We start from the raw sequence: 13793 nt of genomic DNA on the forward strand, positions 1-13793 counted from the left end.
TAAAATTAATGAAAATTGTGATGGCCTGTGATTCTTTTAAAGAAGCGGTTTCGGCAAAACATGCTTGCCAGGCTATAAAAAAAGGTGTGCAACAAGTCTTTCCTCAAGCAGAAATTCTTCAGCTTCCGATGGCAGATGGAGGTGAAGGTACCACTGAAGCCTTGATTGATGCGAGTTAGGGAGTTTATTATACAGTCGAAGTGCAGGGACCTTTAGGAGAAAAAATTCAAGCCCGGTATGGTATTTTAGGAGATGGCAAAACAGCCGTAATTGAAATGGCCAGTGCATCAGGCATTCATCTTATTGAAAAAGAAGATCGTAATCCTTTATTAACATCAACCTATGGAACAGGTCAAGTCATTAAGGCATGTCTAGATCGAGGAGTTCGCTCATTTATTTTAGGGATTGGAGGGTCTGCTACGAATGACGGGGGAGCCGGTATGGCTCAAGCCTTAGGCTATCGTTTATTAGACATAGAAGGTCAAGAGATTCCTTTCGGCAACCAAGGCTTATCGCATTTGGATAGGATTGATTGTCAGACTATTCATCCTGGTCTAGAGCATGCTATCTTCAAGGTTGCCTGTGATGCCAATAATCCGCTGTGTGGTCCGCAAGGAGCTTCGGCTGTAGTCGGTCCGCAAAAAGGGGCAAGTCCAGAAATGATTGAAAAGCTTGATGCGAATCTTGAACATTTCTCACGCCTTATTTATCGTGACTTGAATCGTGAAGTGGCTCATATTGCTGGTTCTGGGGCTGCTGGTGGGTTAGGGGCAGGATTATTAGCATTTACTTCTGCAAAACATAAAAGAGGCATCGATATTGTTATAGAAACAGTCAATTTGAAGACAGCTTTACAAGATGTCGATATTTGTTTTACAGGAGAGGGTCAGATTGACTTTCAAACGCAATACGGTAAACCCCTTTTGGAGTCATGCAATTAGCTAAACAAGTAGCTTTCCGGTCGAAAGTGATCGCATTATGTGGTTCTGTCAGAAATGATATTGAAATCTTATATCAGTTAGGCTTTGATGCGATTTTGAGTATTACGCCTGGGCCAAGCTCCTTGCAAGACCTACTAACTCATACAGAGGAAAATTTAACAGCAGTAGCCAAGCTGTTTGTCAACTATTAAAGAGTTAAAAGTAAAATCACCATTGAATAAACTTATTCAATGGTGATTTTTGTTTAGTTTATTGAGCAAGCCAGTGATTAGGTTTGACTTCTTTAAGGATCTCTTCAGCCAACTTTTCTGGATCAACCTGATAATGAATACGTTGACGTTGACGTTCGTAATCAGGATCTGGTAAAGGAATTGCTGAGAGTAAGGACTGGGTATAGGCATGTAAAGGGTTTGCATACAACTCCTCAGCTTCGGCTAACTCTAAAATCCGACCACGGTTCATAATGGCAATGCGATCACTGACATATTTAACCATGGATAAATCATGGGCAATAAAGAGATAGGTTAGTCCTCTTGATTCTTTTAGTTCTTGTAATAAATTGACCACTTGAGCTTGAATGGAAACATCTAAAGCTGATATCGGTTCATCGGCAACAATGAATTTTGGTTCAACTGCTAAAGCTCGTGCTATCCCAATACGTTGACGTTGACCGCCAGAAAATTCATGAGGATAGCGACCAGCGTGATCAATATTGAGCCCTACATCTTCTAAGAGTCGATTGACTTTTTCGTCTCTTTCCTCTTTTGATTGTGCGAGTCCATGAATATCAATGCCTTCAGCAATAATATCACGAACCTTCATACGAGGATTTAAAGAAGCATAAGGGTCTTGGAAAATCATCTGAATTTCTTTATGGAATTTCAAACGTTCCTTTTTGTTGTAGCTACTCGATAAAGCTTTGTCTTGAAAGATAATTTCACCACTGGTCGGTTGATAGAGGTTAACAATTGCTTTGCCAATCGTTGATTTACCAGAACCTGATTCTCCAACTAACCCAAAAGTTTCTCCAGGAAAGATTTCAAAGGAAACATCGTCTACCGCTTTGACTTCCTTATCAGTTCCTTGGTGGTAGTATTGTTTCAAGTGCTTAACTTGTAGAATAGGTGCATGCTTATTCATAATGCTCCTCCATTCCACTCTTATCGGTCTGTGACTGCTTTTTTCGACAACGTTGATATCTTTCTAAGATAGCAGTTGGCGGGGTCATTTTTGGAGCCATTGGGTGGAGTAACCAAGTGGCTGCATAATGTCCAGGATTGACTTCAAACATGGGCGGTTCCTCCTCAAAATCGATAGCCAAAGCATATTCTGACCGATAGGCGAAAGCATCTCCTTTAGGAGGATTTAAAAGGTCAGGTGGGCTACCGGGGATAGCATATAATTGATCTTGTTTGGAAATGGTTGGCATAGCTGTCAAAAGTCCCCAGGTATAGGGATGTTGAGGATGGTAGTAAATATCATCCACTGTCCCTATTTCAACGATTTTACCCGCATACATAACGGCAATTCGGTCTGCTACATTGGCAACCACACCCAAATCATGAGTGATAAAGATAATGGTCATATTCTTTTCTTGTTGAATTTTTTTAAGTAATTCAATGATTTGTGCTTGAATGGTTACATCTAAAGCAGTTGTGGGCTCATCGGCAATAAGCACTTCAGGATCTCCCGCTAAAGCAATCGCTATCACAATCCTCTGTCTTTGACCACCTGAAAATTGATGTGGATACTGATTAATTCTTTTCTCTGATTGAACAATTCCACATAAATCCAAAAGGTTAATGGCTTCTTTACGCGCTTGTGAGTGATTAAAACCGCGTTTACGAATTAAAACTTCAGTAATTTGTCTTCCGATGGTTAGGGTAGGATTGAGGGCGGTCATTGGATCTTGAAAAATCATGGCAATTTTGCTACCACGTATAGCTTCCATTTCTTTTTTAGATAATTTTAAAAGGTCTCGTTTTTCAAATATCACTTCGCCTGCTTCAATGGTCGCATTTTTAGCTAGAAGCCCCATCAATGCACGTGTGGTTACTGATTTACCTGAGCCTGATTCGCCAACAATTGCTAATGTTTCACCGGCATACAAGGATAAGTTGATTCCACGAATAGCTTTTAATTGGCCAGCAAAGGTTTTGAAGGAAATATTTAAGTCTTTAATTTGAATGATAGCCTTATTCATGAAGTCACCTACTCTTTCATTTTGGGATCAAAAGCATCACGCAGTCCATCTGCTAATAAGTTAAAGGACAACATGATTAATGAGATAACAGCTGCTGGATACCACATTAAATGGGGTAAAAAGCGAAAAGTCTTGTAACCTTCACTCAATAAAGTTCCTAAGGAAGCGTTGGGTGCAGGGATTCCAATCCCGATGAAACTTAAAAAAGCTTCAAAGAAGATGGCAGATGGTATAGCAAACATCATTTGGACAATAATAATTCCTAACATATTGGGAAGGATATGTTTTAATAGAATCTTGCCAGTCGATTGGCCTAATACCTTAGCAGCTAAGACATATTCTTGTTGTTTTAAACGAAGTGTTTGCGCTCTTACCACCCGGGACATTGATATCCAAGAGGTGAGAGCAATCGTAATAATAATAGATAGTAAACCGGGCTGCAATACTAAAAGCATCAGAACAACGATTACTAAATTGGGAACACCTGAAATAATTTCCAGTATTCTTTGCATCAGTGTATCTACCTTACCGCCTAGCCAACCAGATATCATGCCATAGGTTACACCGATAATGACATTGATTAGAACAGCAATAAATGCGACTAAAAGTGAAATTCGAGTTCCATATAAAATACGTGAGAGGAGGTCACGACCTAAACCATCTGTTCCAAGATAGTAGTAGGTTCCCTCAGCCACATTGGCATTTTGATAGGCATCAGTCAAAGCACCACCTCGGTTGACACTTTTACCACTAAACCATGAAAAATCTTCTAAACCTGGTATTTTAGGAGGGAGGTTTGCTTGAGCTGGATTTTGTTGGAACGGTGAAGCGGGTGCAATCCATGGGGCTAAAATAGCAAGAAGTAGAATTAAAATAACGAAAAAGAGTGAAATCATAGCACCTTTATTCTTTTTTAATCTCCGCCATGAATCTTGTAGAAAGTTCAGTGAAGGGGCTTCAATTTTTTCGTTGTCTTCACTTTGGATAGAAATTTTCGGTTGAAAGAGCTTTGGATCTATATCCGCTGTGTGTTTTGTTGAAGCATTATTCGCCGTATTTAAAGAATTTTCGATTGGCATCTAGCCACCTCCTTCAACTTGTCGCATTCTAGGATCTATAAAGCCGTATAGAATATCGACGATTAAAATAATAACAACTAATAAGACAGAATACATAATTGTAATTCCCATAATGGTTGGGTAGTCATTCACTAAAATTGACTTGGTAAACTGCTCACCAATTCCAGGAATTGAAAAAATTTGTTCAATTACCAGTGAGCCGGTCATGGCAGCTGCTGTCATGGGTCCTACTATTGTTAATAGAGGTATAATCGCATTACGCAGCGCATGCTTAGTAACTATATAAAATTTTGAAAAGCCTTTAGCGGTTGCTAATTCAATATAGTCAGAGTGAAGCACTTCAATCATCTCAGTTCGAACGAAACGCGCAGACTCTGCCATAGGTGAAATGGCTAAAGCAAGACTTGGAAGAATAGTTGAGGCATAGCCGTCACGCCAGAAAGCAATTGGTAGCCAATCTAGCCAAACAGCAAACAGAAATTGAAGGACCACAGCATAAACAAAGTTGGGAACAGATCTTCCGCCAATAGCAAAAACGGAGGTGAAGGTATCGATCCAAGTGTTTTGTTTAACAGCTGCAATCATTCCTAAGATAGTTCCAATTACCACACCAAAACCCATGGCTTGAGCTCCTAAAATCATAGAGGGGCCGGCTCGATCTAAAATAATTTTAGTAACAGGTAAGTTATTATATTGAAAGGACACCCCTAAATCCCCTTTTAATATATTTGCTAAGTAGGAAAAATAGCGAACAAGTAAAGGTTGGTTGAGACCATATTTTTCATTTAAAAGTTGAAGTTGGGTCTCGGTTAAAAGATCTTGATTGGCAAAAGGGGAACCAGGTAAGAACTGTAAGAGGAAAAAGGTAACGGAAATAATAATCCAAAGCGTAATTAACATATAAAAAACACGCCGGATTATAAATTTTGTGTAGGAATTCATGGTTATCCACCTTTCGTATTTTAAAGTTAAACAGTATAAACCCTTTTGTGTCAATCATGCCATTATTGCTTATATTATCTTTTATTTTAATACAATTAAGTAAGAATTATCCACTTCATGAGCTGATAGAGTCAAAAATTTATAATGGAAAGCCATTAAATTTTAAAGCTTTAGTAGAATATTGGCAGACTATTAATAGTTCTAGCTAATAATACTACATGGCTGTTTAATGATCTAGCTTGTATAATACTTGATAAATGGATAAAGTCCAATAATAATTAAAGCTTTTAAACTAAATAAATTTGTTATTCGAACCATAAATAATTAAAGAATGATTAATTTTAAGGGAGTGACACATGGGTGATATTAAGAAAGCGATTTGTCTCAAAGATTTAGATAGAACAGATATCCGATAGCTAGAATTCGTTGAGTAGAAGCTATTAAACAATCGGATAAGTTAGTGACCTTTGACGACTTTGAACGTAATACTTTAGCAAGAAGGAGAATATCCTAAAGCTGAAATTGAAGGGAAGCAGGCATTATTTGTGGTAAAACTTGAGCCAAGAGAGATGCTTGTGATTCAATCACATGGTATGTTAGATAATATTAGCTATTCTTAAAAAAGAGATTCCTAACGGAAGTTGAGCAGGTTGGTATCTATTGAAAGGATGATAAATACCGAAAATTAGGCTACCTGGTAGTGGATCTTCCACTGCTAGGTAGCCTAATTATTTTAATAAAGAAAGTTTAGAGTTTCATTTATTATAGATTTACTCTGCAGTTCGATATGCAGTTCTTAAATTGATTGTTCGACCAAATGGTAAAACTTCGAAGCCTTTTACGCTAGTATCCAATAAGTAGGTAGTAGATGCTTGATAGAATGAAGACTGAGAAGCTTCATCAGCGACGGCAATCTTTTCTGCTTCAATAAGAGCTTGTCGACGTTTTTCTGGGTCATTGGCAAACTCGTTTCTGGCTTGATCAATTAATTGATCCACTTTCTCATTGGAGTATTGACCAAAGTTGATGCCTCCGTCTGATTCCATTTGTTCTACAAAGTTGATCGCATCTTGATAGTCTGGAGCCCAAGTTCCATAGAAGATATCGAAATCAAGTGATCTTTGTAATTCTAAACGATTTTGTAGAGGGACAGAACGAATTGTAATCGTTAATCCGGGAAGATTTTGCATTAATTGAGCTTGAATATACTCAGCTGTACGACTAGCTAAATCTGAGTCAGAAATTAGTAATTGTAACTCAATATTATCTTGTCCTAATTCTTTTTGAGCTGTTTCCCAATCTTTTTGAGCTGCCTCAATATCGAATGTAAGCATTTCACCCGCTTCTTCACGGTAATCCACGCCTTCATCATTTACATCAAATCCTGAAGGAACGAAACCGTTTAAAGAAGTTGACCCATCTTGAATGACTGACTGGGTATAAGTGTCTTTATCAATCGCTTGAATAATGGCCCTACGCAAAGCAATATTATTGGTTGGTTCTTTGGTGGCATTGAACTGTAGGTGTCCGACAGTTGCTTTAGGAATCTGGTTGAAGAAATCAGCGCCATTGTATTGTCCTACAAATTGATCATTCAAGATAGTATAGTCTAGTTCGCCGGCGTCAAATAAGTCAGCTCCGGTTCCTGTTTCCTTAACAACAGACACTAGGACTTCTTCTAAAAAGACCTTTTCAGCATCCCAGTAATTTGGGTTTTTAATCAATTTCCATTCTAAACTGGTTCCTTCCCATCCTTCAATGAGGAAAGGACCATTCATAGCAATACTGTCTGCGCTTGTTCCATAAGCTTGACCTTTTTCTTCAACTACCTTTTGGTTAACTGGCATAAAACGAGAACCTGTGAGTAATTTTGGTAGATATGGAGCTGGATATTCTAACTCAATTACCAAAGTTTTCTCATCAGGAGCAGTCACTCCTAAATCAGAAAGTTCAGCTTCACCATTACGAACTTTGCTAGCGTTTTTAAACACTTCAACAGAAGAAGAGGTATTGGCGTTATTCGGATCGACTAATCTTTGATAAGTAAAGACATAATCGTTAGCTGTAACAGGGTCACCATTAGACCAAGTTAAACCATCTCTTAAGGTGAAAGTATAGGTTAAACCGTCTTCAGAGATATCGACATTTTCAGCTTGCCCCAATTCGACTTCACTACCAGTTGAAACACGGTAAAGTCCTTCAAAAATTTGTCCGATCATATCTGAAGATGGGGTATCATTATAAAGCATAGCGTCTAGAGTTGCTAGTTCTCCAATCGACATAATAGATAATTTTTGTTCGACATTGGGATCTATTTCTTGAGCTGATATCGGCGCAAGATTTCCTATGAGAAGACCAGTAACTGCGATAGAAATCGTTATAAATTTGAATAGTTTATTTTTCATAAGCCGCTCCTTTTTAATTTTTCTTTAATATAACATAGATAAGTGAAAAACTCACAAAATAAGATTGGGGGGTCGATTAAAAGAGAAATTGATAAACCTTATCTCAAGATTAAGATAAGGTTTATCAATTAGAGATTACATTTGTGCAAGCAAATTTAAATACTTAGAGACCACATCGTAACTGAGCATTACAATTTGTACAAGTGTTACAACCCCCAATATCTTCAACGATTCCTTTACGACAAATTGGACAAGTATCTCCTACTTCTGAACCGTAGACCACATCATCAGTATGACCGCTTTGGGTATAATGATCTTTCTCAGCTAAATCAACTAACTGACGCAATTCTTCAACTTCATCGACAACACGTATTTCTTGATCTTCAACCTCAAAAAGAGCAATATTTTGATCTTTTTCATTTTCCTCTGCTTTGAGAGTAAGAACTTGAGAATCTCTTGAACCATCAACATAAACGGTTCCGCCTTTAGCTCCCCCACTGTATAAACGTTCATATATTTCTTCGACTTGTTGAACAGTATAACCTTTGGGGGCATTCACTGTTTTAGAGATGGATGAGTCTACCCATCGCTGGATAGTTGTTTGAACATCGACGTGTTCTTCTGGCTTTAATTCCATGGCTGAAACAAAAGTTTCTGGTAAGTGATCAGCATCTGCTTCTGGATGACGCTCTAAATATTCTTGAACAATTCCAGCGTTTACTTCAATAAACTTACCTAAACGTCCAGAGCGATAATATTTAAAGGCAAAATAAGGCTCAAGACCCGTAGCTACTCCAACCATCGTACCGGTTGATCCAGTAGGAGCGACTGTTAGTAAGTGAGAGTTTCTAATGCCATGTTCTAAAATACCCTGATGAATGTGCTTAGGTAATTTCTGCATATAACCTGTTGAAATAAAGTTTTGACGCAATTGTTTCGTTTCTTCATCGGTTGAACCTATTAGGAAGGGGAAACTTCCCTTTTCTTTGGCTAATTCAATCGAAGTTTCATAAGCAGTGATCGCAATCGTTTGGAAGACTTTATCAATCAATTGATTACCTGAAGCAGAACCATAACGTTGATTAGTATAGATCAATAAGTCAGCTAGACCCATAACACCTAAACCGATTCGGCGCTCTCCTAAAGCTTGATGACGATTGGCTGCTAAGAAATAAGGGGTAGCATCGATAACGTTATCTTGCATACGCACACCAACACGAACCGTTTCTTTCAATTTTTCAAAATTAACCGTGTGTTCATCTTTATTAGCCATATTTGCTAAGTTTATAGCTGCTAAATTACATACAGAATATGGAGCTAAAGGTTGCTCACCACAAGGGTTAGTGGCTACGACTTTTTGGCCATAGGCTTTAGCATTGGTATCCTTATTAGCATTATCAATAAAGAAAATACCAGGCTCTGCTGAATAGGTGGCACAAATATTAATCAATTTCCATAGTTCACGAGCGGGAATACTTCGGTATGTTCTGACTGCATAACCCATCTCTTCCCAATCACGTACATCTCCTACTTGATGCCATTGAGTATTATAAGCATGCATTTCTTCTTTATTATAATGTTCGACATCAGGGAAACGTAAGTCCCAATCTAGGTTTTGCTCTACCGCTTCCATAAATTCCGAAGTGATAGTTACTGAGATATTTGCTCCTGTTAAAAAGTCTTCATTGTGGACTTCATAAGCACCCTTATCACGTAAAACAGCTCTAGAATGCTCAATGATATCTACATTAAAGCCACCAAAATCCTCTTTATTTTGATAGGAAGCAATTGTTTCATGCATTACTTGGTCATTAGGAGTGAGTGGAACAAATTTAAGTTTTTCCTGTGCTAGCTTTTGAATTAATTCATCTTCTGTTTGTTCAATTAAATAACGTAGAACGCGGGGGTTTTGCATTTTAGAAATGATAAATTCAATAATATCTGGATGCCAATCTGCTAACATAATCATTTGTGCACCCCGGCGCGAGCCACCTTGCTCAACAAGGTGAGTTAATTGAGCAATATCGTTTAACCAAGAAACAGAACCCGAGGACTTACCGTTTACTCCTCTTGCCAGAGTATTTCGAGGTCTTAGAGTGGAGCCGTTAGTTCCTACACCGCCACCGCGCGACATGATTTCCATTACTTCTTTGCGGTGTTCAGCGATTCCCTCGCGAGAATCAGGGACAAACGGCATAACGTAGCAATTAAAATAAGTAACATCCGTTTGTGAGCCTGCTCCATATAGGACACGACCAGCCGGGACAAAGTTTAAATTAGAAAGCTGATTATAAAAAGCTTCAAAAGAGCTTTCTTGTTTTTCTTTTGTACTTTCAATTTCAGCTAAACCGACTGCATTACGGTGGGCGATTTGTTCATAATATATTTCTAAAGGCTTATCTAAACTGTCAATGCTTCGCAAGATTAAGCCACTAAGGCGCTCTTTTTCGTTTTCAAGATTACCACGGTATTCTTCTTCTAATAAAACAAGAGCTTGACCTTTTTCCCAATCAAGTTCTTGCACAATACCAATACCTCTTGCAGGATAGGATGGATCAGGCTTTACAGTTAAGACTACTAAATCGCCAGCTTTTAGAGTTTTCTTAGCGGTGTCTTTAAAAGAATACCTGTCTAACATAACCATTCGTGAGACACCAGAGTGAGTGATTTTCATTTCCGATGTAACAGGAGTTACTTGAGGGAAATGTTTGATAGCCTCATTAAGATCTTGACGGTTCCATTCGACAGTCTTTGGAATTAAAGTATTCGTTTCCATAATCAGTTCAGCCTCTCTATTAAGATCTTCGATACATTTTGAATATTCTAACAAACATAGCAAGAAACACAATATATAGGATATAAAGATAAAATAAAGCCCAATATATTGTGTTTATTAAGTTCTGTAGTTTAGTATACTTGCTAAAAAACAAAATTTCAATCTTAAAAACACAAACATTGAATGAAATTATACCTATGACTACTTAATCGTGATTAAGAGACAAGTCCAAACAAATAGCTTTTCAAAAATAAAAAGATTGTGTATAATGGTCAAAGAAAGTCAATGTTAAACAAAATTAGTTTGAAGGAGGGTTGAATTTGTCCAGAAAAAATATGTCCGATATAATTGAAGCTTATCTTAAATCCTTCTTGCAAAACGCAGAACATGTAGAGATAAAGCGCAGCGATATTGCTGATCAATTTGACTGTGTCCCTTCACAGATCAACTATGTTATTAATACACGATTTACTCAAGAGCATGGTTATCTGGTTGAAAGTAAACGAGGGGGCGGCGGTTATATCCGTATTTTAAAAACTCAATTGACCTCGGATGCAGATGAAGTTGCTTCAATGTTAGAATTAATTGGCAATCAAATTTCATATCGAAATGGTGTGAATATTATTGAAACGTTGATTGAAAGAGAAATAATCACACAAAGGGAAGGAAGACTTATTTTATCAGTGATTGAAAAATCTGTCCTTCATGCGATTTCAAATCAAGATCAAGTGGCTCGAGCCATGTTGTTAAAAACTTTTCTCCATCAATTACGCTATGAATTAACTAGTTAGCTCTCAGTCGAGGATTATTAAATAGAGGTGAAATAAATGTTTGAAGAATTATTTACAGAAAGTGCACGCCAGGCTATGATGTTTGCAGCCGAGCATGCCTATGTTTTCCACCATCAAGCAGTTGGTACGGAACATATTTTGTTAGGATTAGCTCGTGAAGAAAATGGAATTGCCGGTAAAGTCTTAAGAGATTATGGGGCAGAATATGCTGTGCTTGTAGATGAATTAGAAATGATTCATGGAAAAAGCTTAAAAGCAGGTAGACGTGGTGAAGTGGTCATTCCTTATTCCCCACGCGCCAAAAAAGTAATAATGAATGCCTCTAGTGATGCTAAACGTCTTGGCGCTCCAAAAGTAGGGACAGAGCATTTACTTTTAGGCTTACTGAAAGAAGAAATACTCGCTACGGTATTATTGAAAAATATAGGAATTAATCTGGCAGAATTACGTAAAGGAATATTCGAGGAAATTGGAATTAATCAGCAGAAGCGTTCAGATAGTCAAAGTAAAAGAGGGCGACGTCAACAAAACACGAATACTCAATCTAATACTGCTACTTTGGATGGAGTTTCAAGAGATCTAACACAATTGGCACGCGAAGGTAAATTAGATCCGGTTATCGGTCGCGAAAAAGAAATTCGTCGTATGATTCAAATTATTTCTCGCAGAACGAAAAACAACCCTGTTCTTGTAGGAGAACCGGGCGTTGGAAAAACAGCGATTGCTGAAGGGCTGGCTCAAGCAATGGTGACAGGGAAAGTACCAAGTGAAATTGCTGAGAAACGTCTAATGATGTTAGATACAGCTGCTTTAGTTGCAGGAACTAAATATCGAGGCGAATTTGAAGAACGAATGAAGAAGATAATCGAAGAAATATCTCAAGATGGTAAAGTAATTCTCTTTATAGATGAACTCCACACACTTATTGGAGCTGGAGGAGCCGAAGGAGCAATTGATGCTGCCAACATTCTTAAACCGGCTTTAGCAAGGGGAGAAATTCAAACAGTGGGAGCTACAACCTTCGATGAATATCAAAAGCATATTGAAAAAGACTCTGCCTTAGAACGTCGTTTTTCTAAAATTGTGATTGAAGAGCCTTCTCAAGCTGAGTCTATTCAAATTATAACTGGACTAAGGTCTAAATATGAACAGCATCATCATGTGGAGATAAGTGACGAAGCGATTGAAGCGGCAGTCAAATTGTCCTCACGCTATATGAATGAGCGTAAGTTGCCTGATAAGGCGGTTGATTTAATCGATGAAGCATCGGCTAAAGTAAGAATCGAAGAAGGCAAGCAAACTGATAATTTAGCAGAGCTAGAATTGCAACAAAAAAACCTAGCGAATCGTAAAGAACAAGCCATTCTCGACCGCAATTTTGAATTAGCTGCCGATATTCGAAAAGAAGAGCAAGATTTAGAAAAAGTTATTGAGAAGGCTAACAAAAAAGCCAAGAAAAAAAATGAACAAAAAGAATTAAGTTATCCAAAAGTAACCGCTGAACATGTAGCTGAAGTAACAGCACTGGCAACAGGTGTGCCAATCTATCAAATGGATGTAGCGGAAGCTAAACGTTTAGTTCATTTAGAAGCTGAGTTGCATGAACGCGTAATAGGACAAGATTCAGCCGTTTCTTCAGTAGCGCGTGCTATTCGGCGTGCTCGTTCAGGCTTGAAGAGTCCACAAAGACCAATTGGCTCCTTCTTATTCTTAGGACCGACGGGTGTTGGAAAAACAGAATTAGCCAAAACCTTAGCTAACTCCATGTTTGGTTCACAAGATAATATGATTCGTGTTGATATGTCTGAGTATATGGAAAAACACGCCGTTTCTCGTTTAGTCGGTTCTCCTCCAGGATATGTCGGTTATGACGAGTCTGGACAATTAACTGAAAAAGTTCGCCAAAAACCATATTCAGTGATTCTACTAGATGAAATTGAGAAGGCGCATCCAGATGTCTTTAATATCTTATTACAGGTTTTTGATGACGGTCATTTAACAGATGGTAAGGGTCGTCGGGTCGACTTTAGAAATACAATTATTATCATGACATCTAATATCGGTGCTACTGCTCTTCGCGACGAGAAGTCAGTTGGCTTCAGCGCGGTTAGCTTTGCTGATGACTTTAAAGCGATGGAAAAGCGTATCTTAGAAGAGTTAAAACGTGCTTTCCGTCCAGAATTTTTAAACCGTATCGACGAAACGATTGTCTTTCACTCATTGGATAAAGAACATATTAAAGAAATTGTTAAACTTCAAACCAATGAGATTGTTAAACGATTAGATGAATTAGAAATTAATGCGCGTATAACTGATACAGCAATCGATATTATAGCGGAAGCAGGATTTGATCCAGAATATGGAGCGCGTCCAATCCGCCGAGCTATTCAAAAACAAATTGAAGATGAATTAAGTGAGATGCTCTTGAATGGAGATATTGCTTTAGGAGATAAAATAACAATTGGTGGTCGCTCAGGATCCATTCGGATTAACAACCGATCAAAATAGCTGGAAAAATCGATGATCTTATCTAGAATAGTAGCCGAGTAAGCCTAGCTTATTCAGCTACTATTTTTTGATTATAATAATTGATAGTCTATCAAAAGCTGAAAGCATTTTACTATCTATTTTGTACGTTTAGTGATAAGGTTTATAT

8 protein-coding genes and 1 pseudogene are annotated in these 13793 nt (G+C 38.0%); 3 read left to right on the plus strand and 6 right to left on the minus strand.

Features of this window, described 5'->3' with window-relative positions; all coding sequences use genetic code 11:
* Nucleotides 1-8: 8 nt before the first annotated feature.
* A pseudogene (locus ACQV2R_RS02270) lies at nt 9-1132 on the plus strand (glycerate kinase).
* A gap of 58 nt (nt 1133-1190) precedes the next feature.
* On the opposite strand, the gene ACQV2R_RS02275 reads toward ACQV2R_RS02270, so the two are convergent.
* The 6 genes from ACQV2R_RS02275 to ACQV2R_RS02300 all read right to left on the minus strand — a co-directional run bounded on the left by ACQV2R_RS02275 (nt 1191) and on the right by ACQV2R_RS02300 (nt 10346).
* Nucleotides 1191-2081: an ABC transporter ATP-binding protein gene (locus ACQV2R_RS02275; RefSeq protein ID WP_428875060.1), complete on the minus strand. Its 891-nt coding sequence runs from the start codon at nt 2079-2081 to the stop codon at nt 1191-1193.
* A complete protein-coding gene (locus ACQV2R_RS02280; protein WP_428875059.1) occupies nt 2074-3144 on the minus strand; it encodes an ABC transporter ATP-binding protein in 1071 nt (356 codons plus the stop codon). Before ACQV2R_RS02280 ends, ACQV2R_RS02275 begins: the two co-directional genes overlap by 8 nt.
* A gap of 8 nt (nt 3145-3152) precedes the next feature.
* Entirely contained in the window at nt 3153-4223 is a 1071-nt protein-coding gene (gene opp3C / locus ACQV2R_RS02285) for an oligopeptide ABC transporter permease (protein ID WP_428873092.1), read from the minus strand.
* Nucleotides 4224-5165 (minus strand): ABC transporter permease, encoded by a 942-nt coding sequence (locus ACQV2R_RS02290; protein ID WP_428873093.1) that lies wholly within the window; start codon nt 5163-5165, stop codon nt 4224-4226.
* A 770-nt stretch (nt 5166-5935) separates the two neighbouring features.
* Complete coding sequence (locus ACQV2R_RS02295) at nt 5936-7570, minus strand: peptide ABC transporter substrate-binding protein (protein ID WP_428873094.1); 1635 nt, start codon at nt 7568-7570, stop codon at nt 5936-5938.
* 163 nt (nt 7571-7733) lie between these two features.
* The gene (locus tag ACQV2R_RS02300) at nt 7734-10346 is read right to left on the minus strand and encodes a vitamin B12-dependent ribonucleotide reductase (protein WP_428873095.1); all 2613 of its coding nucleotides are present in this window, start codon (nt 10344-10346) and stop codon (nt 7734-7736) included.
* 320 nt (nt 10347-10666) lie between these two features.
* Here ACQV2R_RS02300 and ACQV2R_RS02305 point away from each other — a divergent pair, with 320 nt between their 5' ends.
* A complete protein-coding gene (locus ACQV2R_RS02305) occupies nt 10667-11137 on the plus strand; it encodes a CtsR family transcriptional regulator (RefSeq protein WP_428873096.1) in 471 nt (156 codons plus the stop codon).
* Nucleotides 11138-11173: 36 nt separating this feature from the next.
* Nucleotides 11174-13645 carry an ATP-dependent Clp protease ATP-binding subunit gene (locus tag ACQV2R_RS02310; protein ID WP_428873097.1) on the plus strand — a complete coding sequence of 824 codons (2472 nt, stop codon included), beginning with the start codon at nt 11174-11176 and terminating at the stop codon, nt 13643-13645.
* The last annotated feature ends 148 nt before the right edge of the window (nt 13646-13793 follow it).

The organism is Facklamia sp. P12937 (assembly GCF_050409505.1).
Lineage (GTDB): Bacteria > Bacillota > Bacilli > Lactobacillales > Aerococcaceae > Facklamia.

Excerpts from the sequence above, each read along its gene's own strand:
- ACQV2R_RS02280 (WP_428875059.1), bottom strand. The coding sequence starts at position 3,144 with ATGAATAAGGCTATCATTCAAATTAAAGACTTAAATATTTCCTTCAAA.
- ACQV2R_RS02300 (WP_428873095.1), bottom strand. The coding sequence starts at position 10,346 with ATGGAAACGAATACTTTAATTCCAAAGACTGTCGAATGGAACCGTCAA.
- opp3C (WP_428873092.1), bottom strand. The coding sequence starts at position 4,223 with ATGCCAATCGAAAATTCTTTAAATACGGCGAATAATGCTTCAACAAAA.
- ACQV2R_RS02310 (WP_428873097.1), top strand. The coding sequence starts at position 11,174 with ATGTTTGAAGAATTATTTACAGAAAGTGCACGCCAGGCTATGATGTTT.
- ACQV2R_RS02295 (WP_428873094.1), bottom strand. The coding sequence starts at position 7,570 with ATGAAAAATAAACTATTCAAATTTATAACGATTTCTATCGCAGTTACT.
- ACQV2R_RS02275 (WP_428875060.1), bottom strand. The coding sequence starts at position 2,081 with ATGAATAAGCATGCACCTATTCTACAAGTTAAGCACTTGAAACAATAC.
- ACQV2R_RS02290 (WP_428873093.1), bottom strand. The coding sequence starts at position 5,165 with ATGAATTCCTACACAAAATTTATAATCCGGCGTGTTTTTTATATGTTA.